This is a genomic window from Corallococcus sp. Z5C101001 (assembly GCF_007352635.1).
GTDB classification, from domain to species: Bacteria; Myxococcota; Myxococcia; order Myxococcales; family Myxococcaceae; genus Corallococcus; species Corallococcus silvisoli.
Genome location: NZ_VKLU01000003.1, coordinates 505,419 through 531,188 on the forward strand (window position 1 = coordinate 505,419; position 25,770 = coordinate 531,188).

19 protein-coding genes and 1 other RNA gene are annotated in these 25,770 nt (G+C 68.8%); 12 read left to right on the forward strand and 8 right to left on the reverse strand.

The window, feature by feature from the left end:
• The first annotated feature begins 3 nt into the window (after positions 1-3).
• Positions 4-4,107, forward strand: coding sequence for a DUF6519 domain-containing protein (locus FOF48_RS08080; RefSeq protein ID WP_143899593.1), 4,104 nt, complete (start codon positions 4-6; stop codon positions 4,105-4,107).
• Positions 4,108-4,179: 72 nt separating this feature from the next.
• Here FOF48_RS08080 and FOF48_RS08085 read toward each other — a convergent pair whose 3' ends face one another.
• On the reverse strand, positions 4,180-5,025 hold the full coding sequence (locus FOF48_RS08085) for a tetratricopeptide repeat protein (RefSeq protein WP_255442013.1): 846 nt from the start codon (positions 5,023-5,025) through the stop codon (positions 4,180-4,182).
• Positions 5,026-5,290: 265 nt separating this feature from the next.
• On the opposite strand from FOF48_RS08085, the gene FOF48_RS08090 reads away from it, so the two are divergent.
• Complete coding sequence (locus tag FOF48_RS08090) at positions 5,291-5,683, forward strand: DUF488 domain-containing protein (protein ID WP_143899595.1); 393 nt, start codon at positions 5,291-5,293, stop codon at positions 5,681-5,683.
• 63 nt (positions 5,684-5,746) lie between these two features.
• Here FOF48_RS08090 and FOF48_RS08095 read toward each other — a convergent pair whose 3' ends face one another.
• Complete coding sequence (locus FOF48_RS08095; protein ID WP_143899597.1) at positions 5,747-6,376, reverse strand: collagen-like protein; 630 nt, start codon at positions 6,374-6,376, stop codon at positions 5,747-5,749.
• A 270-nt stretch (positions 6,377-6,646) separates the two neighbouring features.
• Between FOF48_RS08095 and FOF48_RS08100 the strand changes: the two genes are divergently transcribed.
• Positions 6,647-7,195, forward strand: coding sequence for a nuclease-related domain-containing protein (locus tag FOF48_RS08100; protein ID WP_186001830.1), 549 nt, complete (start codon positions 6,647-6,649; stop codon positions 7,193-7,195).
• A gap of 86 nt (positions 7,196-7,281) precedes the next feature.
• On the opposite strand, the gene FOF48_RS08105 is transcribed toward FOF48_RS08100, so the two are convergent.
• Both FOF48_RS08105 and FOF48_RS08110 read right to left on the reverse strand, forming a co-directional pair.
• Positions 7,282-9,150 (reverse strand): serine/threonine-protein kinase, encoded by a 1,869-nt coding sequence (locus FOF48_RS08105; RefSeq protein WP_255442008.1) that lies wholly within the window; start codon positions 9,148-9,150, stop codon positions 7,282-7,284.
• Between the two features lie 410 nt (positions 9,151-9,560).
• Positions 9,561-10,511 carry a hypothetical protein gene (locus FOF48_RS08110; protein ID WP_143899601.1) on the reverse strand — a complete coding sequence of 317 codons (951 nt, stop codon included), beginning with the start codon at positions 10,509-10,511 and terminating at the stop codon, positions 9,561-9,563.
• A 539-nt stretch (positions 10,512-11,050) separates the two neighbouring features.
• Here FOF48_RS08110 and FOF48_RS08115 point away from each other — a divergent pair.
• Positions 11,051-13,315: an AAA family ATPase gene (locus FOF48_RS08115; protein WP_143899603.1), complete on the forward strand. Its 2,265-nt coding sequence runs from the start codon at positions 11,051-11,053 to the stop codon at positions 13,313-13,315.
• A 120-nt stretch (positions 13,316-13,435) separates the two neighbouring features.
• On the opposite strand, the gene ssrA is transcribed toward FOF48_RS08115, so the two are convergent.
• Positions 13,436-13,799: a transfer-messenger RNA gene (gene ssrA, locus FOF48_RS08120) on the reverse strand.
• A gap of 171 nt (positions 13,800-13,970) precedes the next feature.
• Between ssrA and FOF48_RS08125 the strand changes: the two genes are divergently transcribed.
• The 4 genes from FOF48_RS08125 to FOF48_RS08140 all read left to right on the forward strand — a co-directional run bounded on the left by FOF48_RS08125 (position 13,971) and on the right by FOF48_RS08140 (position 20,385).
• A complete protein-coding gene (locus FOF48_RS08125) occupies positions 13,971-14,978 on the forward strand; it encodes an NAD(P)-dependent alcohol dehydrogenase (protein WP_143899605.1) in 1,008 nt (335 codons plus the stop codon).
• Positions 14,979-15,120: 142 nt separating this feature from the next.
• Positions 15,121-16,482, forward strand: coding sequence for a pitrilysin family protein (locus tag FOF48_RS08130; RefSeq protein ID WP_143899607.1), 1,362 nt, complete (start codon positions 15,121-15,123; stop codon positions 16,480-16,482).
• Positions 16,482-18,077, forward strand: a complete 1,596-nt coding sequence (locus tag FOF48_RS08135) for a pitrilysin family protein (protein WP_143899818.1) — start codon at positions 16,482-16,484, stop codon at positions 18,075-18,077. Before FOF48_RS08130 ends, FOF48_RS08135 begins: the two co-directional genes overlap by 1 nt.
• 286 nt (positions 18,078-18,363) lie before the next feature.
• Positions 18,364-20,385 (forward strand): OmpA family protein, encoded by a 2,022-nt coding sequence (locus FOF48_RS08140; protein WP_143899609.1) that lies wholly within the window; start codon positions 18,364-18,366, stop codon positions 20,383-20,385.
• A gap of 108 nt (positions 20,386-20,493) precedes the next feature.
• On the opposite strand, the gene FOF48_RS08145 is transcribed toward FOF48_RS08140, so the two are convergent.
• Both FOF48_RS08145 and FOF48_RS08150 read right to left on the reverse strand, forming a co-directional pair.
• A complete protein-coding gene (locus FOF48_RS08145) occupies positions 20,494-21,072 on the reverse strand; it encodes a TlpA disulfide reductase family protein (protein WP_143899611.1) in 579 nt (192 codons plus the stop codon).
• Positions 21,069-22,133, reverse strand: coding sequence for a CFI-box-CTERM domain-containing protein (locus tag FOF48_RS08150; RefSeq protein WP_143899614.1), 1,065 nt, complete (start codon positions 22,131-22,133; stop codon positions 21,069-21,071). The genes FOF48_RS08145 and FOF48_RS08150 overlap by 4 nt, the downstream gene beginning before the upstream one ends.
• Before the next feature lie 113 nt (positions 22,134-22,246).
• Here FOF48_RS08150 and FOF48_RS08155 point away from each other — a divergent pair, with 113 nt between their 5' ends.
• The 3 genes from FOF48_RS08155 (at position 22,247) to FOF48_RS08165 (ending at position 24,309) form a co-directional block, all read left to right on the forward strand.
• Positions 22,247-22,534, forward strand: a complete 288-nt coding sequence (locus FOF48_RS08155) for a hypothetical protein (RefSeq protein ID WP_143899616.1) — start codon at positions 22,247-22,249, stop codon at positions 22,532-22,534.
• A gap of 119 nt (positions 22,535-22,653) precedes the next feature.
• Positions 22,654-23,889, forward strand: coding sequence for a S1C family serine protease (locus tag FOF48_RS08160; protein ID WP_143899618.1), 1,236 nt, complete (start codon positions 22,654-22,656; stop codon positions 23,887-23,889).
• Between the two features lie 150 nt (positions 23,890-24,039).
• Entirely contained in the window at positions 24,040-24,309 is a 270-nt protein-coding gene (locus tag FOF48_RS08165; protein WP_143899620.1) for a vegetative protein, read from the forward strand.
• 37 nt (positions 24,310-24,346) lie between these two features.
• On the opposite strand, the gene FOF48_RS08170 is transcribed toward FOF48_RS08165, so the two are convergent.
• Positions 24,347-25,087: an RNA methyltransferase gene (locus tag FOF48_RS08170; RefSeq protein WP_143899621.1), complete on the reverse strand. Its 741-nt coding sequence runs from the start codon at positions 25,085-25,087 to the stop codon at positions 24,347-24,349.
• A gap of 51 nt (positions 25,088-25,138) precedes the next feature.
• Here FOF48_RS08170 and FOF48_RS08175 point away from each other — a divergent pair, with 51 nt between their 5' ends.
• Complete coding sequence (locus tag FOF48_RS08175; RefSeq protein ID WP_143899623.1) at positions 25,139-25,729, forward strand: hypothetical protein; 591 nt, start codon at positions 25,139-25,141, stop codon at positions 25,727-25,729.
• Positions 25,730-25,770 lie beyond the last annotated feature (41 nt).

The window sequence follows — 25,770 nt, forward strand, 5'->3', positions numbered from 1 at the left end:
GCCATGAAGGGCGATTTCAGCCGGAACACGTTCCGGCCCGCGAAGCACTACTCCGGCGTGCGGATGCAACAGGGGCGCGTGCAGCTCGACGCGGACTGGAACGAGCACGTCGACATCCAGCGGTACCTGGACCAGACCACCCGCCGGGACGTCATCGGCGTCAGCGGCACGCCCCAGGAGCCGGGCACCCCCGCGGACCAGACGGGCTTCGCCCTCTTCCTGTCCGCGGGGCAGCCGGCGCTGCGCAAGGGCCGCTACTACGTGGACGGCGTGCTCTGCGAGAACGACCAGGAGCCGTCGCTGGGCGCCCAGCCGGACCTGCCCGGCGTGCCGCTGCCCACGGCGAACGGGCGCTACCTGGCCTTCCTGGACGTGTGGCAGCGCCATGTCACCGCGCTGGAGGACGCGGAGCTTCGCGAGGTGGCGCTCGGCGGCCCGGACACCGCGACCCGCACGCGCACGGTGTGGCAGGTGCGGCTGTATCCGCTGACGGGCGCGAATGCCTCCGGGCCCGTGGAGGCGGTGCCGTGTCAGACGTTCGGCACGCCCCAGTGGACGCCGGAGGAGCTGAAGAGCACCGGCACCCTGGCCGCGCGGGGCGAACCCGAGCAGGCCAGTGACAACCCCTGCATCATCGGCGCGGAGGCGGGCTACCGCCGGCTGGAGAACCAGCTCTACCGGGTGGAGATCCACCGCGGAAACCCGAGCGGCGGAAAGGCCACCTTCAAGTGGTCCCGCGACAACGGCATCCTCGTCACGCAGGTGAAGTCGGTGGACGCCGCGGACCGGCTGCTCGTGGTGGCCGAGCCGGGCAAGGATGGCTACCGGAGGTTCCAACCGAACCAGTGGCTGGAGCTGACGAACGAAGAGCGCGTGCTGCGCGGCGAGCCCGGGGAGCTGGTCCGCGTGGAGGCCGTCACGGGCAATCGCATCACCGTGGACGCGGCCACGTGGCCAGCCGCGCTGCCCGCGGGCGAGCTCACCGTGCGAGCCTGGGACATGGTGGGAGGCGCGGGCGCGCTGGAGGTCAGCCCCGCGCCGGATCCCTCGCAGCCGGAGAGCGGCTGGACTCCCCTGGAGAGCGGCGTGCAGGTGCGCTTCACGGCGGGCCGCTACCGCACGGGAGATTACTGGCTCATCCCAGCGCGCACGGTGACGCGAGGGGTGCTCTGGCCCAAGAGCGGGGGGCTGCCGGTGGCCGAGCCTCCGCAGGGCATCCGCCATCACTACTGCGCGCTGGGGGTGCTGGAGCGCGGCGGCAGCGGTTGGACGGTGCACGACTGCCGCAAGCTGTTCCCGCCGCTCACCGAGCATAAGACGCTGGTGTACCTGGGGGGCGACGGCCAGGAGGTGATGCCCACCCAGCCCCCCATCGCTCCCGCGAGGCTCGCCCGGCCCCTGCGCGCGGGCGTGTTCAACGGGCGCACGCCCGTGGTGGGCGCGCGCGTCCGGTTCAACGTGGTGGTCCCCGAAGGCAGCGGAACGCTGACGGACGTGAGCACACCGGCCAACACGGGCGCCTCCATCGTCGTCCTGACCGGGGCGGATGGCGTGGCGCAGGTGTACTGGGCGCCGCAGATCGACGGCTGGCAGACGGTGGACCATCCCCTGCACAGCCAGACGGTGGAGGCGCGGCTGCTGGACTCCGGGAACGAGGTGGTCCACGCGCCGCTGCGCTACTTCGCCAGTCTCAGCGTGGCCTCGAAGGTGGCGTACGCGCCGGACACGGCGCAGGAGATCCTCAACGGGACGCACACCGTCCAGGAGGCGCTGGATACGCTGAGCCGACAGCTCGTGCTCACGTACGAGGGCGGAGACGGCCAGGAGGCGATGCCGGGCGAGGCCCTTCCGCGTCCGCTGCGGGTGGGCGTGGCGCGGCATCAGCGGCGCGCGGCGAATCAGGTCGTCCGCTTCCAGGTGCGGGGGACGTCCAACGGGGCCTCCAGCGGGGTGCGCGTCACGGGCTCGGCCCAGCCCTGGGCGCAGAGCATCACCGCGACGACCAATGACGAGGGCATCGCGGAGGTGGACTGGCTGCCGAACGCCAACGACGCCACCCAGCAGGTGGAAGCGCGACTGATGGTAGGAGGCGGAGCCAACCCCACGCCGGTCCATCTCCCCTTGGTCTTCACCGCGAGCCTGAGCCGGGCGGACCGGGTGGCCTATCAGGCGGGTGGATGCCAGACGCTCTCCCAAGCGACGACGGTCCAGCAGGCGTTGGACACGCTGTGCCGCCAGCGCACGTTCCTGTACCTGGGCGGAGATGGACAGGAGGGCACTCCGGGGGAGGAGCTGGAGTCGCCGTTGGTGGTGGGGGTGATGACGGGGGAGAACCCCGTCGTCAACGCGCTGGTCCACTTCCAGATCGTGAAGCCGGCGGAGGGCGCCCGGCTCCGGCCGCTCAAGGACACCAGTCCAGGCGACACGTCGCTGCTCGTGCGCACCGATGAGCAGGGCACGGCCTCCGTCATCTGGCGACTGTCGGCCCAGACCGCGCAGAAGGTGCTCGTCACGCTGGTGGATGATTCGCAGCAGCCGACGCGGCTGCCCCCCATCCAGTTCAATGCCCGGCCCGGAGCGTCGGGGGCGGCGGAGCCCGCGGTCCACGTCGTCCAGGTGACGCTGCCCAGCGAATCCCAGTACCTCCTCGAGAACGACGGGCTGGTGAACGCCGACCTCTTCCAGCTGCTGAAGCAGGGGGTTCGCATCACGTGCAGCGAGGAGCTGGCGCCCTACCGGAGCCCCACCGGCGCGCCCCTGCCTCTCCCGCGCCCTGTCGTGACGCTGTCGCTGGAGCTCCTCTATCCGATGACGACGTCGGACTACTCCTACTGGCAACAGATCATGGGCAAGGCACCGGGCATCCTGGGCCACCAGACGCTCTCGGTGGCGGGGGAGGCGCGCATCTCCGGGAAGAACATCCAGTGGGTCCCCAGCGCGTCCGCCTTCGAATGGATGGACCGGTTGCGATGGATGAACGTAGACAACATGTCGAACCCTCGGATGCTCGCGAAGCTGCGCATCCAGGGCGGGTTCATCCACTCGCTGGATGGAACCCGACTCCTGGATGGCGAGGCCACGTCCCGTTCGCTCGCCGAGCGTTTCGCCATCGGCTATCCCAACCGGGGTGATGGCAGGCAGGGCGGCGACTTCGAGCTGTGGTTCTGGATTCAGTGCTTCGTCATCGGGCTCGCGCCGCGGGTGAGCGGGCCGGGGGGCGTGGTGGAGGTGGCGCGGGCGGAGGGCCCCGCCGTGCTCACGGAGACCGCGCGGCGCGACTTCACGTCGGGGTTGGGGCAGCCCTGGGGATTGGCGCGAGACCTGAAGCGTCAGGAGCTGCTGGTCGCGGACACGGGGACAAGCTCCGTGCTGCGCTTCAGCTTGAAGGAGAAGGATGCGTTGACCCCGCTGGGGAGCCACGGCGCGGGCGTCGTACAGCCCACGGCGCTGGTGCTGGACGCGGCGCAGGACACGCTCTACGTCGCCAATGGCGGCGAGGACTCCGTGGCGGTCTTCCGTCGCGACAAGCTGGGAGGCTTCGAGCAGGAGCGAGTGATCTCCGGCAAGAAGACAGGGCTGTCCGGCCCGCTGGGATTGGCGCTGGATCCGGAGCGCAAGCTGCTCTTCGTGGCGGGCTCCGGAAAGGCGCAGGTGACGGGACTGACGGTGGCCACCAGGGCGGGCAGCCGGACCACCTTCCTCACGGTGTTCGACGCCAACGCGAAGGGGGACGTGGCACCGCGCGTGAAGTGGACAGGAGACCAGCTCGGGCTCAACCGGGCCGCGGGGCTGGCCCTGGATGTGTCCCGGCAGGAGCTCTTCGTCGCGGACCACGGCTCCGACACGGTGGCGGTGTACTCCGTGGAAGCGCTCCTCGCGGGCAAGGAGGAGGTGACGCCGGTCCGAGTCCTCCAGGGCCGCGCCACCGGACTCGCACAGCCCATCGACGTCTCGCTGGATGCATCGGGACAGCAGCTGTGGGTGGCGAACGCGAAGTCCGGAACCGTCACCGTGTACCCCCGCGACGCCCAGGGGAACACGGCGCCCACGCGCGCGCTGGAGACACCCGGGCCACAGGGTCAGGGTCTGCGGGCCGTGCTGCCGTAGGCCGCGCTCGGTCCAGCGGTCCGCCCTGGGAGCGCCTTCAGCTCCCAGCGTGCCTTGCTCTGTGTCCAGACCTTACATCTCGACGCCAAGTGCCTTCAGACAGTTTGCTGCCCGTGGGTGCCCCGCGGCCGCGGCCATCCTGTAATACCGGACCGCTCGGGCTTTGGACTTCGGCACGCCATCGCCCTCCGCATAGATGTGCCCCAGGCTGAAAAAGCCGCTGACGTGGCCTTGTTTCGCGGCTTCCTGGTACCAGCGGATCGCACCCAGGACGTCCCGAGCCCCCCCGACGCCATTGATGCACATCCAACCCAGGATGGATTGCGCCTCGGCATCTCCCCCAGCAGCGGCCTTCTTGTACAACTGGATCGCCTTCCCCAGATTCTTCCTGACGCCGCGCCCCCGCTCGTAGGCATCAGCCACGGTGCAGAGCGCGGCCATGTCGCCGTTCCGAGCAAGCGCTCGACAGAGCACCACTGCCTCCTTCCATTTCTCCTTGTTCCGGCCGAAGTAGAGCAGCGTGGCCAGATTCCCCTTGGCCGGTGGAAATCCAAGGTCCATGGCTCGCCGGTACCAGCGCTCGGCGAGCCGCCTGTCCTGGCGGACGTCCTGCCCCTTGCCGTAGAACAACCCGAGATTGAAGGCAGCAACATCATCACCCAGTCGGGCGGCCTTTCTCATCCACCCGAGCGCCTCCCTCACATCCTTGCGGGTTCCATCTCCATACATGAGATGAAGTCCGGCATTCGTCATCGCCTCCACTCTCCCTGCCCGTGCCGCCATCAAATACGCATGGAACAGGGCTTCGCGAGAAGCTTCGGCATCTTCCTCAAGCTCCCAGGCCTGTTCCATGGCCGCGATCGCGAGCGGTTCAATGGAACCCTCTTCGGGGTGACGCACTCCTTCTTTCCGTTTCACCAAGGGTCGAATCCCGGAGGCTTGGGTTTGATGAGCTTCTGGCCCGCTTGAGGCTCGTTTTACCGGGGAAACGGCCAAGCTGTATCCCAAGGACGACTTCTGCAGCCTCCAGTTCCTTCACAGCCGGAATCAGCGGAGCACGGAAGTGTCGCAGGAGGAGCGGTTCACACCTCCGGGGAGAGCGCCGCACGGCCGCCACGTCCCCGCCGGGTGCTCCCCGTGCGCACTTCCCGTGGGCAGCATATTCATTCGAGGGCTCGCGACGATGATTCGACTCCAGCGTGTCTATGACGAGCACGGCCCGGACCCGCGGGCGGGGACTCGCTTCCTGGTGGACCGGCTGTGGCCCCGGGGGCGCAGGAAGGCGGACCTCCGCCTGGACGGCTGGCCTCGCGAGGTGGGGCCCAGCACGGAGCTGCGGCGGTGGTTTGCCCATGATGTGGCGCGCTGGGACGAGTTCCGGCGCCGGTACATTCGCGAGCTGGACGCGCACCACGACGCGTGGGAGCCGCTGCTCGAGGCGGCGCGCCAGGGCCGCATCACCTTGCTCTACGGGGCCCGCGACACCGAGCACAACAACGCCAGGGTGTTGAAGGACTACCTGGAGGCCCGCCTGAAGCGCACCGCACGGACGAAGCCGCGCCGCACGGTGCACTGATGCGAGCTTCGGCTCCCGTGAGCGCTTACAGCCTGACGACGCGGCTCCACTCCACCAGATGAGTCAGACGTCACCGCTGGCGGACCCCACGAGGCGGAGGTCTCGCAGGTTCGGGTCACTGCACGTCAAGTCGAGGCTGACGCGCCAGGTGGGAACATCCGAATGGACGATGACCGTCCCCGTCCACGCGGAGCAGGAGGTCGGGGTGCCTCCGGAAGAGATGAAGACCCGCGAATCCGGCAGCGTCACGATCTGCCCGAGCGGCGGAAGTGGCCGTCCGATGATGACGTGAACCGAGCGGCCGACCATCACAGGGCACGTTCCCGTCGTCTTCGGCGGGGCGATGTAGAAGGTGAGGCTGTTCTGGTCGCAGGTCGAGGGCGCCACGCAATAGTTCTCCTTGTCCCTGCTTTCGTCGAAGCCGAAGGTCTGGCCCGAGATGGCGGGGCTCGTGAAGGACCAGCTACAGGTGGCCTTCCCAGGACGACAGCAAGCCTTTGCACCGCCAGGACAATCCGTCATGAAGCAACCCACCGGGTTGTTCACGGTGCCTCCACCACAGGCGCCGAGGCTGACCGCATCCGTGCCGGAGCGGCTGCAATAGGAGAGGTTCGCGGAGTCACAGAAGGCCTCGCCGCGTTTGCAGAGGAACGAGCCCGCGTCGAGGACAGACGCCAGAGACTCGATCGGCACCAGTGAGCCCTGGGGTTCGGGAAACCTCTGGGGCCCCAGGGACCCTTCATCCCCCAGACAGGCCGTGACAAGAGACAGGAGGACACACCAGGACACCAGGACGAGGGAGCTCATTCGCATGAGCCATCCAATAGGCCCCTTCTCCCTCTCCGGAGAATCCCTCCCAAGGGGTATATGCTCGGTCCCTCCATGCCGAAGCAACACATTGAATCGCACGGGTCCTCCGTCCGCCGGCCTGGGCAAGGCGCACGAGAGCGGCAGAACAGGCTCGTGAAGGCCGCGCCCATCAAGACGTTCTTCACGCGGCTCTTCGGGATGCACACCGAAGAGCGTGCTTGGGGGCGCGGCGCCGAAGGCGAGGAGCGCGTGGGTCAGCTGCTCGAACCCCTTCGGCCTCGGGGCTGGTTCATCCAGCACGACGTCAAGATTGGCCGAACCGGCGCGAACGTGGATCATCTCGTGGTGGGCCCGCCGGGCGTCTACGTCATCAACACCAAGTTCCTCAGCCAGAAGGTGTGGGTCGCCGGACACGTCATCCAGGTCGGCGGCGCCAACAGGAACTACGTGAGGAAGGGCGAAGCGGAGGCCAAGCGGATCCGCGAGGAGCTGAGCGCGGTAACGCGACGCCGTTCGCTCTGGGTCCAGAGCCTGCTGGTCTTCGTGGACGCGGAGCTCGTGGTGAAGGAGCAGCCGAGGAACGTCCCGGTCCTTGGTGCTCACGAACTGGTTCCAGCCCTGCTCGCGCAGGAGGCGACGCTGGAACGGGAAGAGGTCGTGGCGCTCGCCAGGGCCGCCCACCGACTGGCGACCCGGGACTGAGCGTCCCGCGGTGACACATGGGACGCTGCGGGCCTCGCATCAGCGGTTGCTCGTGGCCTTCACCCGGTCATGGGAGCCGGCTCCGCTCAAAGCGGGAACCGTCCCTTCAACCGCTCCTGCCATGCATCCAGCGCCTGATGAACGTCCATGCGCTCGGTGGCGGTCTGGGCCTTCGCGGCCTCGGTGTAGAGGTCCACCAGTTGCTTGGTGAGCTCCGGCGCGACGTCCTGGTTCTGCGTGCGCTTGCGGAGCTCCGCCACCAGCTTGTCCATGCGCTGGGCCAGCCGCTGCTCGGAGGCATTGCTTTGGGGCAGGAGGGGGAGTTTGGGAATCACGAGGGCCGGGACCCGGGGCGGCGGCGCCGGGGTAACAACGGCGGCGACGCCGACGGGAGCCGGGGGCGCGTCCTGCAGCGCGATGCGCTGGGTCAGCTCCTTCTCGATGTCATCCAGCGCGACGTGGATGCGCGCACGCTCGGAATCCATCGTCGCTTCAGCGGCGGCACGGTATTGCTGGATCAGCCTGCCGCGCAGCGCTCGATCCGCATCCACCTCCGTTGCCCGCGCCAGCAGTTGCTTGAACAGGCCCGCCAGCCGCTGCTCCATCTTCTTCTCGGACTCGGTCCCCGCCGGCAACGGTGGCAACCCCGTGACCTTCGCCACGGTCGCGGGCTCGCTCTTCGCCCCCTCCTGCGCAGGGTCCTCGGAGGGCTCCTCGGGCGGCGCCTCGACAGGAGCCTGCGCCGAGGTGGCCGACGGCGGAGTCACCGGCGGCGCTGGCGGCGCCTCCGCCACCACCGGCTCGGAAGGGCTCGGCGGCGCGAACGCCTGCGTCCGCTGCGCCTTCCCCGCCTGTGCGCCCCACCCATAACCCACTCCGAGCAGCGCCAGCCCGGCGAGCGCCGCCACCACGAAGGACGTCGCCTTCCGGCGCTCCGTCCCCGCCACCCTGGGCCCTGGCGTCACCTGAGCCGTGGGCTCCTCCCTCCGTGGCAGCATCGGGACGTCCTGCGTCTCCACGACCGCCGGGGTCTCCGCCTCCGGGTCCACGGAGGGCACCGGCGGTCGCGCCAACCCGCGGAGCTTCAGCCGGACGGCCGCCGCGGACGCAGGCCGCTGGGTGGGCTCCTTGTGCATCAGCTGGAGCACCAGGTCGTCGAACTCCGGCGGAATCCCCTCCACCCGCGAGGACACCCGAGGCGGGACCTGCTCCACGTGCGCGAACATCAGCTGCACGTTGTCGCCCTGGAACGGCCGGGTGCCCGTGAGCATCTGGAACGCCATCACCCCCAGCGCGTACAGGTCCGCGGCCGGGCCCACCTCGCCGCCGCGGATCTGCTCCGGGGCCATGAAGTCCGGCGTCCCCAGCGTGGAGCCATCCTGCGCGTCGTGCGCCTGCATCAACTTGGCGATGCCGAAATCCACCAGCTTGATCAGCGGCGCCGCGTCCTGCTGTTCCATCAGGAACACGTTCGCGGGCTTCAGGTCTCGGTGCACCACTCCCGCCCGGTGCGCGGCGCCCAGCGCGGCCAGGACCTGCTCCAACACCCAGGCCGTGGTCCCCACGTCCAGCCGCTCCCGCACGCGCAGCAAGTCCGAGAGCAACTGGCCCTGGAGCAGCTCCATCACCACGTACGGCCGGCCGTCTGGCAGCGTCCCGAAATTGAAGATGTCCAGCACGCCCGGATGCCGGATGGCGTTCACCGCCCGAGCCTCCACCCGCAGCCGCTGCTCCTGCTCCGGGGACACCAACTCCGCGCGCATCACCTTGATGGCCGCGTGCTTGCCAATCAGCGGATGCTCCGCCCGGTAGACGACCCCCATCCCGCCCGCGCCCACGCGCTCCCGGATGACGAACTCGCCAATCTTCGACCCCACCAGCGGATCCACCGACGGCGCGGTCGCCGCCGGTGCCTCCTTGAGCTCCTCGTCCGTCACCACCTCGTGCGTCTCCACCTCTGGCGATCGTCCGTGTTCATCGGAACAAATCGATTCGTCCCGATGGTACCGGGCCAGGGCGATGACGTCGCGCCTCCAAGTGCGCCTTCTGCTTGCTCCCCCGCCGATGTATCCACGCCGCTCAGAGAATCCTGTTTTACAGGAGCGAAAAACGTGACCCACGGGGGCGTTCCGGCCCCAGGGACACGAGAGTTCGCCCCCAAGAGGACCGTTGGGTGCGCACGTTCGAAACCGTGGAGGAACCCCGGCTGGCCCTACTGGAACAGGCCCACAGGCCAAGGGGCATTGGCCGTTGGAGCGGCACGACCGCCTCGCGCCGAGTCAGCCCCGGCGCGAGGCGATGCAAAGGCAGACGGGTCGAATGCAGACAACCGGGTGTCTCATCCATCCGGTGCGACACAGGGGGGCTAGGGACTCCCGCACAGGCCGTAGCTGCAATTCCACCTGAACGCGATCGCAGCGTGATAGTTGTCTCCGACCGCGTCCGTGATGTCCCACCGATGATTACGAATGTAGTACTCGAAAGTGCCGCACGCGGAGAGAGGCGGGCAGGTCTTGTAGCTGCCGCTATATGCATAGAACGACCGCATTTCTCCAGGGGCAACGCCCCACGTGCCTGACACTGAAAGCTCATACGAGAACCACACCCCCACGATACCGCCGCTGTAGGGCGCGACCTTGATGAACGACGACTTCGAATTCGCGGACGCCCATCCATTGCCGGTGACGGTCGGCCAGCACTGAACGAAGTCCCCGCCCTTGTAACAGGCAGTATCCCTCCAGAGTTGGCCGTCCGCCCCAGTCCATGACTGAGTGACAGATGAGCGGACGTCGCCTTGTTGCCCACCACGAGCCGGGGCCAGTCCTTCGACAGCCCCCAGACTGGCAACAGCTTCATCGCGCGCGGGTCCGTCACGGTGCGACTCAGCCCTGACCAGGGCCTCTGGCGGCGTGGAACCTCCCGTAAGCCGACGATAGAGCTCGACGGCCGAGTCGTCGGCGAAGTCGCTGTCACGCAAGATACGCCCGCCTTCCACCGGCCCGCTCTCCGCGACGAGGATGCCGTCCGGCCGCAGTTCGTAAAACTCCACGGAGTGCTCCGGCGCGACCTCGACCCGCACAATCAAGCGATTGAGCACATCGAGTCTCGGACGCAGTTTCTGTCGGGCGTCCAACGCGGCGGCCGGATTGGATTCGTAGAGTTGGCGGATGCGCTCGAGCGACAGGCGCGCCTCGGCATGGGACGAAGGATTGAGATCAATCGACGCTTGTTCTTCACCAGGGGAATCGCCGCACCCTGTCGCCCCAAGAGCAGCCACCAACAGCAAGCCCATTCGAAACAAGAACCTGTTCGACATCGCGCATCCTCCATTCCACAGCCAACACACCGCCAGCTGACTTGAGACCTCAGCGCGGCGTGGTCTTCCACGGCGCCAATCGCCGCATGGAAATACTCGTCGTTCGAACAGGCAATTCCAGTCAACCAAGACCAATCACAAATACTGACAGGATTAAGGAAAGAGTCCGCCAGTCAACGTTTCCTCAGGCACAACTGGCAGATACCGCCATGGCTTTCAGTGGAGCCGCCACCCTGTGCTGGACCGGCTTGTTGGGGCACCGGGCCGATGGCGATAGTCGGAATCAAAGCAGTTGGACTAGCGCCGCACGAGGTGCGAGGACCGTAGACTGTCCCAGTCCGTCCTCCACAGGAGGCTCGTGCCCTTACCACCCGAGAGACATAGGCGCACCAAGGCCCCCTCGATGAGGCAGAACTCCTCCCCCTGAGGCCCCATCCATCCTCTTTCCGGCCCGAGACTCCGCCCTCAACAGGGCCCCACGCGTCCTATACTTTACGGATAGGACGATAGGCTATGCTGCGGCCTCCTGGAGAGACAGCATGACCGCGTCGAACCTGAAAGCCCTCTTGACCGAGGATCTTGCGGCATTGACGAGCGCCATTCGCGAGGCGAATCGGCGCGCATCACAGGCAGGGCAGAGTGTCTTCGGTCCTCAGGCATTGGACCAACAGCGACAGAGCCAGTATGCGGCGTTCCGCGAGTTGGCGGGCGACCCCTTCTCCGTGCGTATCGACGCGATCTGCAACGGGAATGAGACCAGGCGACTCTACCTGACGAAGGCGCGGCAGGGGCTCGCGATCCAAGGAGGAGCCCACATCGTCTCGTGGACCTCTCCACTGGCGCGCTTACGCCTATTTGATCTGGGCGAAGAAGAGGAGATCGTTGTTCCCAGAGGAGAACAGACCTATCGCGTCGAGCTACGCGGAAGGTTCCAAGCGCTGGAAGGGGACCTGCGGAACGGCCGTTACGAGGCGCTGTCGGGAGCATTCGACTTCGCCAGCGCTCGGCAGACGATAGATGCGGCGGCGCACGACGTGCAACCGGAGTCCCCGGTAACAGCAGCGGCATTCGGCCTGCGCGAAATCATCTTCGAGACGGACCGAACCCAGGACAAGTACCTGCGGATGCCGCTGCAAGGCCATCTTGTCGTCGAAGGAGCCCCTGGCAGCGGTAAGACAACCCTTGCCCTCCAACGCGTGGCCTACGCATTGGAGGCCCAACACGACGAACTCGATGTTCCACGGGAAGCCCCCCACTTCACTGAGGAGTCGACGCTGGTCGTGACCTATAGCGACATCCTCGTACGCTATCTTCGCCGGTTGCTCCTTGATTTGCGCATTCCCCAAGTTCCCGTCATCTCGCTTGAGACGTGGACCCGAAACCTGCTTGACGGCGCTCACGCCCTCGACAACGTGAAGGCCGATCGACTCAAGGACAGCAAGTCACTCGCCGCGATCAAGACGCACGTGGCTGTTCTTGAGCCCCTCAAAAAGTGGACGCTGCAATCCCTTCGTACCCGCTGGCCTTCGGCACTCACGGCGCTGGAGTCCCATCTCTCCCAGTGTCTGGGGCCGAAAGATCCGCGCAAGACCGAATACCTGCGGGAAATTGGAGAGGCAGAGAAGGGTCTGCGCTCCGGGAGTTTGAGGCTCGGAAAGCTCGTCTCCGCATTCCGCATCGCCAATGAGCACTTTTCGCGCGAGCGAGACTCCGCTCAAGCGATTGCGGTCCGCGAGGGCCTCAATGCGTTCGTCGCACAGGTGGTGAACCATGGAGAGGTGTACCTCGGCTTCCTCAAATCAGAGGAGTTCGCAAGACACGCGACCACCTTGATTGAAGCCAAAGTACTGAAACGCACTGCGGCGGAGAAGGCGATCCGTGAAGCACGTGCGCACGCGGCAGAAGGCCTCATCCGGAAGAATGACCACCCGCTACTGGCCTGGATGGTGCGCTGGATGTCCGACGGAGTGCCATCCGCGCCAACGGTGCGTTTTGTGAAACCCTGGGAGCGCGTCAGCCATCTGGTACTGGACGAAGCTCAGGATTTCAGCCCTGTGGAGTCACGCCTGCTGCTGGAGCTTGCCGACACCAGGTATCGCTGTGTCACCGCCGTGGGCGACCTCATGCAGCGCCTGAAATTTCCGGGTGGACTCCCCTCCTGGCCTACGGGTGGTTTCTCGCTGGATGGCGGGAACGGACAGGTGGGACTCTTCCGGAAGAACTACCGGCAGACACGAGAACTCGGGGAGCTTGCGGCGAGCTACTATCAGGCGCACTTTGGAGCCCCAGCTCCTTTTGAGTCACGATCAGACCTGAGCGGAATGAAGCCCGAGCTGATTCAAGGCGGCAACGTGGACGCCCGGCTCAAGGAGCTTGCGTCTCGAGTCATCAAACTGCGACGGGAACACCCTGAGTGGTCCATCGTTCTCATTTGCGATGACGATGATCTCCGTGAGCGCATTTCGAGTGTCGTCAGGCCATTGCTACGAGAGCACCACATTTCGTGCCGCCGTTCGAAGGCGGTGGATCTGCACAACCGAGACACGGTGCACATCACTCCGACACTCCATACCAAGGGCTTGGAGTTCGACTGCGTCGGGCTCATCGAGCCGGGACGCGCGAAGCGAAACATGACGGACGATCAGTTGCTCCGTTCTACGTACGTGGCATTGACTCGCGCTGCCCGCCATCTCTTGGTGACGGCACCGCGCAAGCTCACCTCGCCTATCGCGGAGCTGCAGTCTCACTTCGCGCTCACACCTGTCCAGCAGGACGCGACAGGGGAGAACCGGTCTCAAGATTGAGCGAACGGGCATGTGGGAAAAGGCCGGGCTGCAGGTCGACAGGAGGCACATTGGGGTCACATGACGAAACACGTCCAAAGAAAAAGCCTGGCAACCCGTACTGGATTGCCAGGCTCCTCCCTGTGGAGGCGGAGGGAATCGAACCCTCGTCCGAAAGCCGTCGGCTCTTCGACCCTACGTGCGTAGTCCGCGATTTGCTACGTCACCTGGACTCCCACGGACGGGATTCCCGATGCCGGTCCTGGAAAGATCTCGCCGCCTCAGGCCCAGGCACCCTCGGCAGCCAGTCCGCATTATGACGGCCCATCCCTACCCCACGGACCGAGAGCAGGGGGACCGCGCACTAGAGACTGCTAGTTAGGCAGCCAGCGCGAGCTCAACGTTGTCGTTGGCTTTTGTGTTGTTGTCGGCGGTTTTACGAGCACCCAACAAGCTCGGCACGCGTCTCGAACGTCATTGCCCCCGTCGAAGCCAGGTCGCCCCCGGTTCGATGTACGTCGTGCGGCCACTCACGCTCCGCACTCGACCTACATTAACCGCTGAACGCCTCCCGTCAATCCTCATGCACGCCGGGATGGCGCTCCAGCAACATCCCGCCCTGGCAACCCGGGCAGTCCGCCAGGCCCTCGTTCCCTCCCATCCCGGAGTCACTCCCATGCAGGCGTACGAGCTCCAGCACACCACCGGCAGCGACGGCTGGGTCGCCGTCGAGAAACCCGAGCCCCGGCCCGCCCTGGGCCAGGCGCTCGTCCGCATCCACGCCGTCTCCCTCAACTACCGCGACCTCATCATCGCCCGAGGCACCTACCCGGGCCTCCACGTCCCCGTCATCCCCTGCTCCGATGGCGCGGGCGAGGTCGTCGCCGTGGGCCCAGGCGTCACCCGCGTCAAACCCGGGGACCGCGTCGCCCCCACCTTCTTCCAGACCTGGACCGACGGCGAGCGCACCCCGGAAAAAGTGGCCCGCGCGCTCGGCGGCGCCATCCCCGGCGTCCTCGCCCAGTACGTCTGCGTGGACGCCGAAGGGCTCGCCCTCCTCCCCGACTGGCTCACCTACGAAGAAGGGGCCACGCTCCCCTGCGCCGCCGTCACCGCCTGGAACGCGCTCGTCCCCCAGGGCGGCCTCCAGCCCGGACAGACGGTGCTCGCGCAAGGCACCGGCGGCGTCTCCATCTTCGCCCTCCAGTTCGCCCGCATCCTCGGCGCCCGCGTCATCATCACCTCCAGCCACGACGACAAGCTCCAGCGCGCGAAGCAGTTGGGCGCGGAGGGTCTCGTGAACTACCGGCGGGCTCCGGACTGGGAGCAGCAGGTCCTGTCCCTGACCGGCGGCCAGGGCGTGGACCACGTGCTGGAGGTCGGCGGCGCGGGCACCCTGCCCCACTCCGTGGCGGCCACGAAGGAGGGCGGCCACATCGCGCTCATCGGCCTGCTCACCGGCGCCCCGGGCAAGCCCGACAACACCGCCACCGGCAACAAGCAGCTGCGCGTCGTGAGCACCTACGTGGGCAGCCGCGAGATGTTCGAGGACATGCTCCAGGCCATGACGCGCCAGCAGACGCGGCCCGTCATCGACCGCGTCTTCCCCTTCGCCCAGGCGCGCGAGGCCCTGCGCTACATGGAGTCCGGCGGCCACTTCGGGAAGATCGTCGTCGCCGTGTGACGCCGGGCGTCTGGCGCCAAGACGACACGCGCCCCAAGAAACCCTCGCCCTGGAGCACAACCTCCAGCGTAACGTCCGCCGCGAGCTTCCGGGACGCGCCCCCGTTGCGAGGGGCGCGTCCCGGCACCGAAAGGGTTCGCGCATGCGCCGCCTGTTGCCACTCCTGCTGCTGCTCCTGACGCCGGCGCTCCCGGCGTCCGCCGAGCCGCCTCCAGAAGCCTCCCGCTTCTTCCCCTACGCACTGAAGACGACGCGCCTGCCCAACGGCCTCACCGTCGTCCGCGTGCCGTTCAACTCGCCCGGCATCATCGCCTACGTCACCGCCGTGCGCGTGGGCTCGCGCAACGAGGTGGAGCCAGGCCGCACCGGCTTCGCCCACTTCTTCGAGCACATGATGTTCAAGGGGACGAAGTCCAACCCCGAGGGCCAGCGCGAGCGCATCCTCGGAGGCTACGGCTTCGACGACAACGCCTTCACCACCGACGACATCACCGTCTACCAGGTGTACGGCCCCACCGCCGGCCTGCCCCAGCTCATCGCGCTGGAGGCGGACCGCTTCCAGAACCTGGAGTACTCGGAGCCGTCCTTCCAGACCGAGGCGCTCGCCGTCCTGGGCGAGTACCACAAGAACGCCGCCGGCCCCGACCTGAAGCTGGAGGAGGCCCTGGCGAAGACCGCCTTCACCCACCACACCTACCAGCACACCACGCTCGGCTTCTACGAGGACGTCCAGGCCATGCCCAAGGCGTACGCGTACAGCCGCTCCTTCTTCGAGCGCTGGTACACGCCCGCCAACACCACCCTCTTCATCGTCGGGGACTTCGACGACGCCCAGGTCCTGGCCCAGGTGACGCAAGCCTACGGCGCCTGGAACCGCAAGCCCGCCTCCGTCACCATCCCCACCGAGCCCGCGCAAACGAAGGCCCGCGCCGTCCACGTGGACTGGCCCCAGCCCACGCAGCCCCGCCACGTGCTCGCGTGGCACACGCCCGCCGCCCGCGCCGACACGCCGGACGCCGCCATCCAGTCCCTCCTCGCCGAGTACCTCGTGGGCGACACCAGCCCCGCCTACAAGGAGCTGGTGCTGGAGAAGCAGTTCGTCGAGTCCCTGAACGTCGCCAACACGCCCCACCGCGACCCCTACCTCTTCACCATCGACGCCACGCTCCAGGACGAGAAGCACCGCGCCGACGTGGAGACCACCCTGCGCCGTGAAGCGAAGGCCCTGGCCAGCGGCAAGGTGGACGCGGCCCGCGTGAAGGCCATCCAGGACCACCTGCGCTACGGCATGCTGATGGACCTGGAGACGCCGCGCGACGTGGCCATCGACCTGGCCGTCTACGCGGGCGTCATGGGCCCGCCGGACTCCCTGGGCAGCTACCTGAAGCAGCTGGGCGGCGTCACGCCCCAGCAGCTCACCGCGTTCGCGAAGAAGTACCTCGTGGACACCAACCTCACCGTCCTCACCCTCACCCCCAAGGCCACCGCCGGAGGGACGCCGTGATGAAGACCCACCCGTCCGTGTCCCTCGCCGTCGCCGCCGCGCTGTCCCTCGCCGGCTGCGCCTCCACCCCCAAGCCCGCCCCCGAGGCCGCGCCGCCACGGGCCACCGCCGCCCCGGAGACCCCGGCGCCAGCCGCGGTGCCGGCCGTGCCCCTGAATCAGCCGAAGCCGATGCAGCTCGTCGTGCAGGCCCGGCCGGAGACGCCCATCGTCAGCCTGCGGCTCGTCTTCCACACGGGCTCCATCGACGACCCGAAGGGCAAGGAGGGCCTCACCGCCCTCACCGCGAAGCTGATGGCGGAGGGCGGCACGCAGAAGCTCACCTCCGCCCAGCTGCTGGAAGCGCTCTACCCCATGGCCGCCGAGCTCAAGGTGACCACGGACAAGGAGATGACCACCCTCGCCGGCCGCGTGCACCAGGACTTCCTGCCGCGCTTCCTGGAGCTGTTCACCGACACGCTGCTCGCCCCCCGCTTCGAGCCCGCGGAGTTCGAACGCCTGCGCGCCAACGCGCTCAATGGCGTGCGCAACGGCCTGCGCAGCGAGGACGACGAGACGCTTGGCAAGGTGGGCCTGGACGCGCTGCTCTACGCGGGCCACCCGTACGCCCACTACACCGGCGGCACCGTGCAGGGGCTCCAGGCGCTCACGCTCGAGGACGTGAAGGCGCAGGCGGCCCGCGTGTTCACCCAGGACCGGCTCGTCATCGGGCTGGCGGGCCCGGTGGACGCGAAGCTCCAGGAGGCCGTCACCTCGCGCCTGTCCGCGCTGCCCGCCACGGGGGCGCCGCGCGTGGCGCTGCCGCCCGTGCCCTCGTCCGCGGGCCGCACGCTCATCCTCCAGAAGCCCGCGCTCTCCACCGCCGTGAGCATGGGCTTCGTCACGCCGCTGCGCCGCGGAGACCCGGACTTCTTCCCGGTGGCGTTCGCGCTGTCCAACCTGGGCGAGCACCGCCAGTTCATCGGCGTGCTCTTCAACGAGCTGCGTGAACAGCGCGGCCTCAACTACGGCGACTACGCCTACGCCGAGCACTTCATCGAGGACCGCGGCAACGGCACCTTCAACCGCACCAACCTGGTGCGCACCCAGCAGGACGTGTCCCTGTGGCTGCGCCCCGTGGTGCCCGCCAACGGCGTGTTCGCCACGCGCGGCGCGGTGTACTTCCTGGACCAGATGGTGAAGCAGCCGCTCCCGCGCGAGCGCTTCGACCTGGTGCGCGGCTTCCTCCAGGGCTACACCCGCCTGTGGGAGCAGACGGACCAGCGCCGGTTGGGCTACGCCATCGACTCGCTCTACTACGGCACGCCGGACTTCCTGGCGTCGTACCGCGCCGCGCTGGCGACGATGACGCCAGAGTCCGTGAACGCGGCCGTGCGCCGGAGGCTCCAGCCGGATCAGCTGGCCTTCGTGTTCGTCACGGAGGACGCCGACGGACTGGCGAAGGCGCTGAAGTCCGGCGCGCCGTCGCCCATCACCTACGCGTCGCCCAAGTCGCCGGAGCTGCTCAAGCAGGATGAAGCCATCATCCAGCAGAAGCTGCCGGTGAACCCGGACGCCATCCAGGTCCTCCCGGCCGCGCGGTTCATGGAGCACTGACGTTCCCGTCCGGCGCTCAAGGGCTCTCCGGCGACGCCGTCCACACGCCGCGAGAGCACTTGGGCGCTGGAGCCTCCTGGCGCTCGCACCGCGCTGGCCCCTCCACCGCGAGCCCCCAGGAGCCCGGTGGAAGATGTGTCATCCCCCGCGGAAACAGGGCGTGCTCGCCTGCGTGCCCGGCGTCCGGGACCACGCGCGCTTTGTATAAATGGCATGAGGCTGTAGCTCACCTTCCGACGCATGGGTTTTCTTCCGGCGGGGGGAGGTGGGTGGTAAGAGCCTCGGTATGCAATGCCCCGACTCCGAACATGTTTCGTGGAGCCGGTCCGCGTGCGGCGCGGCCCTGCGACTCGCGCTCCTGGGCCTGCTGCTCACCACGGCAGCGGCCCACGCCCAGCCTGATCCTTTCTCCCGCGGCTTCGACGCGGTGCCCGTGAAACCCACGGCCGCGCAGTCCAGCGGCATCGGGCTGGAAGGCGCCACCGTGGAGCCGGTGGGCAGCTACCGGGGCGCGCTGCTGCTGGACTTCAACTGGCGCATCCTGGCCCTCAAGCTGGGTGAGAAGAAGCTGGGGGACCTGCTCCCGTACCGGCTGGACGCGCACCTGCTGTTCGCCTACCAGTTGCTGGAGCGGCTGGAGGTGGGCGTGGACCTGCCGTTCACGGTCGTCCAGGGCGACAACTTCTCGCTGCTGGGCGACGCGCTGAACTCGCCGACCTTCCCCGGCGCCGAGGGCGTCAGCAGCACCACGCTGGGCGACCTCCGCGTGCTGCCGCGCGTGAGCTTGCTGAATCCGGACCGCTTCCCGGTGGGGCTCGCGCTGGTGGCGGAGGTGCGGCTGCCCACCGGCAGCGCGCGGAGCTTCACGGGTGAGAGCGGCGTCGTGTTCGCCCCGCGCCTGGCCGTGGACAAGAAGCTGGGCCCCCTGCCGGTGCGCCTGCTGGGCAACGTGGGCGTGCTGCTGCGCCCCGCGGCGCAGTACCTCAACCTGCGCGTGGACGACGAGCTGACGCTGGGCGCGGGCGGCATCGTGGACCTGCCGGACATCGGCCGGCTGAGCGAGGTGAAGGCCACGGCCGAAATGCACCTGCGCACGCCGCTGGTGCGCCCGTTCAACTTCGACCAGTCGGATTCGCTCAAGTCGCCGTGGGAGCTGCTGGTGGGCGCCCGCGCGAAGGTGTGGGGGGACTGGGGCCTGGAGCTGGACGTGGGCCGCGGACTCAACGTCACCACGGGCTACGGCCGCGAGGCCCTGCGGGTCATGCTGGCGCTGCGCTACGACAAGACCTACGGCGGGCCGGACTCGGACGGCGACGGCGTGCCGGACATCCGCGACCGCTGCCCCACGCAGCCCGAGGACAAGGACGGCTTCGAGGATTACGACGGCTGCCCGGATCCAGACAACGACGGCGACGGCGTGGAGGACGGCGACGACGCGTGCCCCAACGTGAAGGGGCCGAAGGAGAACAAGGGCTGCCCGGTGGAGCCGGAGAAGGACACCGACGGCGACGGCATCATCGACCGGCTGGACAAGTGCCCGAACGTGCCCGGCCTGAAGGACTTCGACGGCTGCCCGGACACGGACTTCGACGAGATTCCGGACGGCGAAGACGACTGCCCCGACGTGGCCGGCCCGCCGGAGAACAACGGCTGCCCGTACGACGCCCCGCCCTACGTGGTCGTGGAGTCGGACCGCATCCGCATCAAGGGCAACATCCTCTTCGAGACGAACTCCGCGATCATCCAGAAGCAGTCGTACCCGCTGCTGGACGAGGTGGCGTCGGTGCTCGTGAAGAACCCCACGCTGGGGCCGGTGCAGATTGAAGGGCACACGGACAACAAGGGGTCGCGCACGCTCAACGTGGACCTGTCCAACCGGCGCGCGAAGTCGGTGCTCGACTACCTGGTGAAGAAGGGCATCGACCGCAAGCGCCTGACGTCGCAGGGCTTCGGGTTCGACCGGCCCATCGACACCAACGACACGGCGCTGGGCCGCGCGAGGAACCGGCGCGTGGACTTCAAGCTGGTCAAGTCGGAGATCGAGACCGGCCCGAAGGAGACGGTGGTGCCCAACGGCCAGCCGCCTCCGCCCGGCACCGAGCCCGTCCCCGGACCGGGTGCGCCTCCCGCGAGCGACACGGCCGCCCCGCCCAAGTCCATGCCCGCGGCCGGCGCGAGTACGCCGCCCAAGTCAGCGACCACGCCGGACGCGAGCACGTCTCCCAAGGCCACGACCGCGCCGGGCCCAGGCACTCCGCCCAAGGCCACGACGGCGCCGGACGCGGGCACGCCAGCGGGCAAGAAGTAGCGCGGGGACGGTTCGGAGCACGGGCCGTCCCGCGAGCCCCTTCGGGGGCTCAAGCCAGGAGCACGGGCCGACGCCCCCCTCCGCTCGGTGAGTCGAAGGGGGGAGACGCTACCGCTTCAGCGCGCGCTCGATGCGGCGGCGCAAGCCGTCTTCGGACAGCATGCCGCGCTGCGCGTCCATCACCTTGCCGTCGCGGTCCAGGAAGTAGAGCGTCGGCAGCGCGTTCACCTCGAAGGCCCGCGCCATGTTGTCGTCGGCGTAGACGACGTAGGGCCGCAGCTCCGGCTGAAAGCGCTGGAGGAAGTAGTCCACCTGCTGCGGCGCCGTATCCCCGTCGTCCCGGCTGGCCGCCACGAAGACGAGCCCCTGGGACTCGTACTCCTTGGCCAGCTTCACCAGCGAGGGCATCTCCTCGCGGCACGGCGGACACCAGGTGGCCCAGAAGTCGAGCATCACCACATGGCCCTTCAGGTCCGACAGGGTCAGCGAACCGCCACCATGCTTGGCCAGTTGGAAGGACGGCGGCGAGACCCCATCCGGCACCAGTCGCGCGCGCTGCGCCTCCCGCACGCCCAGGAACGCCAGCGCCGCCAGGCCCAGCACCGCCACCACCGCCAGCACCGTCTTGGCGCCATCCCCGCGCGCACGCGGCGGCTTCGAATTCTCGGATCCAGCCTGCTGTGTCATCCGCGTTCCCTTCGTGTCAGGCCGCCGTGCACCCGCTTCAACGCCCAGCGCACCCCAGCCCGGACCCGCGGCCGGCGCACCACCCACGCCGCCAGCGGAGGGCCCCAGTGATAGTACCCGTCGATGAACCCCTGGCCGAGCCGGCTCTTCCGCAGCACGTCGTCCCGGAACGCCCGGAACGCCACCAGCTCCGGGGCGCCCTCGCCAAAGGCCGCGGTCACCACGAAGCACGACGACGCGGGACTCACCCACATCATCTTCCCGTTGGTGAGGTTCACCACCACCTTCAGCTCGCGCTGCTCCGTGTAGAGGAAGGCCAGCAGGTCCCTGCGCGCCGCCGGGAACTCCTGCCCCCCCGCCTCCTCGAAGTCGATGCGCGTCGTCACGGCGCTGCCCACTTCATCCACCGTGAAGCGGTAGCGCTTGGAGCTGCGCCGGTGCTCCACCTCCAGCCCCTTCAGCTCCCCGAAGTAGGCCAGGAACGGCACCCGGCACGCCGGACACACGAACCGGTGGTACGCGTGCGTCGGCACGAAGGCGTAATCCCCCATGCGCTTGCAGCCCGTATTGGGGCACACCAGCTTCACGCCCGCCTGGGGCGCGTTGCGAGGGTCGTAGCGCGACAGGCCCGTGCCCTTGTCGAACACGGGCGGAGGCCGCGCCGGCTGCCCCACCATCTGGCGGGTGGGGTGCGCGGCCCGCTCCAGCTCCTGCGCCCGGCGCCACGCCAGCTCGGCTGCTTCCAGCCGGCCATCCGCCGTGTGCACCAGCGCCTCCGCGTGCGCGCTCAGGGCCGCCACCAGCCGGTCCACCAGCGGCGACACCGCCGGCGCCCGCGCCACCGCGAACGCCTCCGCCAGCACCCGCTCCATTTCGGGGAGCAGCGCCTGGGCCGCCTTGCGCGACGGGTCCTCCGCTCGCCGGTACACCGGGGGCTCCGGCAGCTTCGCGAACAATGCCGAGGCCTGGGCCCGCACGCGCTCCAGCGCCGCGTCCCCCCGCCCCACGTCCAATCCCGCCGCCCGCGTCTGGGCGGCCCTGATGAGTTCTTCGGGCTGCAAGCCCCGGGACCTTAAGGGCCCGCAAGCCCCCTGTCAGCGACTCCCGCGTCCCCGGTCCGGAAACTCGCCAACGTCCCCGGACCAATGTAAGACGACGTAGGAGGATGTGAATCATGGGCGTGTTGAAGTTCCTGGTCTGGACGGCATGCGCGGTGGGGATCGGCGTCTTCCTGGCGCGGGGCAACGTGGACGGCCGTTCACCGCTGGAGCACATGGAGCGCACCTGGAAGCGCTCGGTGAATCCCTCCGCGATGGACCGGATGAAGGGCAGCGTGGAGGACGCGCTGGAGGACGCGAGGGAGGCGGTGACCCAGAAGTCCGCCAACGCCCCGGGTCCGCGTGAGCGCATCACCCCCGAGGACCGGGCGGCCATCAACGACATCATCGCCCGGAAGAAGTAGCCCCCCGCCCCCGGACGCGAGGGCCGTGGCTGATCGCCGACCCTCCCCTTCCGCCTACCCCGCCCCGTGCCTAGGTTGCGCCGGGGCGTTGGGTTGGACGGTGGTGGAGAGGCGGGCCCATGGGCTGGACGCAGGTCGGGGGCGTCATCAGGGTGGCGGTGCTGGCATGCGCGCTGGGAACAGCCGGACGCGCCGAGTCACGCCCCCCCAAGAAGCTGTGGCTGGAGGCGCGCAACCGCGCCGCTTCCCGGCAACACTCCAACATCAGTGAAGTGGCCCGCAAGGCGATGCCGGCCGTGGTGTCCATCACCACGCGCCAGGACAGCGCGGACGTGCCCCCCGGCGAGGAGCCGCAGCGGGGGATTGGCTCCGGGTTCATCATCCACCCGGACGGCTACATCCTCACCAGCGCGCACGTGGTGGACGGGGCCTCGGAGGTCAGCATCTCCATCCGCAGCGCCAGCGGCTACGTGGAGGAGTTCCCCGCCACGGTGGTGGGCGAGGACGAGCGCACCGACTGCGCGCTCCTCAAGGTGGACTCGCCCCGGAAGCTGCCGGTGCTGAAGCTGGCGTCCGCGTCCCATGTGGACATCGCGGACTGGGTGGTCGTCATCGGCAACCCGTTCGGCCTGGCGCACTCCGTGACGGTGGGCGTGGTGAGCTACCTGGGCCGCACCGACGTGACGCCCAACGGGCGCGACGGCGACTTCGACTATCTGCAGTTGGACGCCTCCATCAACCCGGGCAACTCCGGCGGGCCGGTGCTGGACCTCCACGGCGACGTGGTGGCGGTGGCCAACGCCGTCAACGTGTCCGGGCAGGGCATCGGGTTCGCCATCCCCATCGACATCGCGAAGACGGTGATTCCCCAGTTGAAGGCGCACGGGCGCATGCGCCGCGGGTGGATGGGCATCAGCGTGCAGGACTTCTCTCCGGAGGTGGCCCAGGCCTTCAACCTGAACCCGCGCGGCCGGGGCGTGGTGGTGACGGACGTGGTGGAGGACAGCCCCGCGGAGCGCGCGGGCCTGCGCACCGGGGACGTCATCCTGAACCTGGACCGCCTGTCGGTGGAGCGGGCCCACACGCTGCGCTGGCAGGTGGCCGCGCGCGGCGTGGGCCAGCACATCCAGCTCCAGCTGCGCAGGCTGGGGCACCCCATGACGCTGCGGGTGAAGCTGGAGGACGCGCCCCGGGTGGAGGCGCCTCCCGCGACGCTCGCCTCGGGCGCCGCTCCGGCGGAGCGCACCGCCGGGGCCCGCTCGGCGCTGGAGGACCTGCTGTCGCCCGTGCCGCGCTCCCCGTCCGGACGGGCGGGCGGGGACTCGGAGGGCGGGGAGGGCTTGCCCGTTCCCTGATGGGCCTTGCCCCCGGGGCCCTTCCGGGCCGCCAGCCTCCTTGCGTTCCTTGAAACCGGGCGATACACCGTGCGCCTTCACACTGCGGCGGATCCACCCAGAGGTGGCGCCGCGGGTTTTCGCGCATCGATTCGCAGGAGAGTCCGCACCATGGCCGAGGCCACCCAGACGACGAAGCCCACCCATTGGCCGCGCACGGCCAAGGGCAACGGCAAGAAGGCGTGCACCGTGGAGGGCTGCAAGCGCCCCTACCGCGCCAAGAGCTACTGCTTCTTCCACTTCAAGAAGTGGCGCCAGGGCGACCTGCCCCACTCGCGCTACCGCGTGTGCTCCAAGCCGGAGTGCCGCATCAAGACGAGCAAGGCCGGCCTGTGCGAGAAGCACTACGCCGAGACCTACAAGAAGGAAGCGGCGGCCTAAGCCGTCCCGGCTGTTTCGTGGCGCCGGCCTCCCGCCCTCACTCGCGGGAGGAGCCCGGCGCCACCGCGCGGCCCAGGTGCTTGAAGGCGTTGAGCCACAGCTCCGCCTCCCGCTGGGTCAGCCGCGAACGCATCAACGTCCGCTCCAGCTCGTGCAGCACGTGCTCCGGCGCCTGCGGGTTGAGGAAGTCCGCCGCCAGCATCGCCGCGCGCATGCGCGCGCTCAGGGCCCCGAGCGTCCCCAGCTTCGCGCCGGGCTCCGCCTCCGCGGGCACCGCGGCCGTCTCCCCCAGCCCCTGCCGGTGGCACAGGTACAGGAGCACCGCGGACGACTGCGCCAGGTTCATGGAGGGCTGCACGTCCGACGTGGGGATGACGAGCAGATCCTGGCAGTGGGTCAGGTCCTCGTCGGACAGCCCGCGCTGCTCACCGCCGAACAGGAGCGCCACCCGCCCCCGGGTGCTCTCCTCCGCCAGCCGCCGCGCCGCCTCCTCCGGGGTCAGCGGGGACCGCTTCACCACCTGGGTGCGCGACGTGGTGCCCACCACGTACACACAGTCCTCCAGGGCCTCCGCCAACGTGGGCGCGACGCGCATGCCCGAAAGGATGTGGCCGCTCTTCACGGCCATCCGCTCCGCGGCACCGAAGTCCTTCGTGATGGGTTCCGAGAGGATGAGACGTTCAAACCCGAAGTTCGCCATGACCCGGCAGACAGCCCCCAGGTTGTCGGGTGAACGGGTCTGATGAAGGACGACGGTCAGCTCCGCTCCTGGACGCATGCCCCGGAGTTTAGCTGGTGGCGCGTCCGGCTGATCGGTATATTCCCGCTGATGCGTCGCTGGGTCCCTGGCTTGCTCCTGTCGCTGTCCCTGCTCACCACCGCGTGCGACGGCACGGGCGCGACCGTGCGCTCGTCCATCACGGCGCGGCAGGCGCTGAGCAGCTCGCCAGAGGTGGTGGAGTTCGAGTCCCCGGCCGTCCGGCTGGAGCTGTTCCGGGACATCGCCCGCCAGTCCGAGCAGCAGGCCGGCCAGTCCGCGCAGGGCGTGGCGCTCTTCCCCATCATCCAGGGCAACGAGTTCGTCGCGGCGCCGGGCTTCGACTCCCGCGCGGACCTGCTCCAGCCGCCGGACGCGGGCAGCGGCATCCAGTTCGCCTTCGACGCGCGCGCGGGGGACCGTTGGCCGGAGGACCGGCGGGAGAGCCTGCAGGGCCTGTCGGAGCGCGAGGCCGCGGAGCTGGTGGGGCGCACGCTGCTGGCGCTCTGGGACATCCAGCCGGAGGGCGCGGTGCGGGTGGACCGGGCCGCGGGCGCGCCGTACGCGGTCGCCTACGTGGACGGCATCCTGCGCATCAACCCGGCGTTCCTCTACCTGGCATCGGCCTACGGTCCTGCTTCCATGGCGGCGGGCCTCCAGTAGAGTCGCGCGCCTCATGAGCTGGCCCCGCTCCCGCCCCTTCC

Excerpts from the sequence above, each read along its gene's own strand:
- FOF48_RS08130 (WP_143899607.1), top strand. The coding sequence starts at position 15,121 with ATGCGCCGCCTGTTGCCACTCCTGCTGCTGCTCCTGACGCCGGCGCTC.
- FOF48_RS08155 (WP_143899616.1), top strand. The coding sequence starts at position 22,247 with ATGGGCGTGTTGAAGTTCCTGGTCTGGACGGCATGCGCGGTGGGGATC.
- FOF48_RS08090 (WP_143899595.1), top strand. The coding sequence starts at position 5,291 with ATGATTCGACTCCAGCGTGTCTATGACGAGCACGGCCCGGACCCGCGG.
- FOF48_RS08165 (WP_143899620.1), top strand. The coding sequence starts at position 24,040 with ATGGCCGAGGCCACCCAGACGACGAAGCCCACCCATTGGCCGCGCACG.
- FOF48_RS08175 (WP_143899623.1), top strand. The coding sequence starts at position 25,139 with ATGCGTCGCTGGGTCCCTGGCTTGCTCCTGTCGCTGTCCCTGCTCACC.
- FOF48_RS08110 (WP_143899601.1), bottom strand. The coding sequence starts at position 10,511 with ATGTCGAACAGGTTCTTGTTTCGAATGGGCTTGCTGTTGGTGGCTGCT.
- FOF48_RS08125 (WP_143899605.1), top strand. The coding sequence starts at position 13,971 with ATGCAGGCGTACGAGCTCCAGCACACCACCGGCAGCGACGGCTGGGTC.
- FOF48_RS08160 (WP_143899618.1), top strand. The coding sequence starts at position 22,654 with ATGGGCTGGACGCAGGTCGGGGGCGTCATCAGGGTGGCGGTGCTGGCA.
- FOF48_RS08135 (WP_143899818.1), top strand. The coding sequence starts at position 16,482 with ATGAAGACCCACCCGTCCGTGTCCCTCGCCGTCGCCGCCGCGCTGTCC.
- FOF48_RS08145 (WP_143899611.1), bottom strand. The coding sequence starts at position 21,072 with ATGACACAGCAGGCTGGATCCGAGAATTCGAAGCCGCCGCGTGCGCGC.
- FOF48_RS08170 (WP_143899621.1), bottom strand. The coding sequence starts at position 25,087 with ATGCGTCCAGGAGCGGAGCTGACCGTCGTCCTTCATCAGACCCGTTCA.
- FOF48_RS08080 (WP_143899593.1), top strand. The coding sequence starts at position 4 with ATGAAGGGCGATTTCAGCCGGAACACGTTCCGGCCCGCGAAGCACTAC.
- FOF48_RS08115 (WP_143899603.1), top strand. The coding sequence starts at position 11,051 with ATGACCGCGTCGAACCTGAAAGCCCTCTTGACCGAGGATCTTGCGGCA.
- FOF48_RS08140 (WP_143899609.1), top strand. The coding sequence starts at position 18,364 with ATGCAATGCCCCGACTCCGAACATGTTTCGTGGAGCCGGTCCGCGTGC.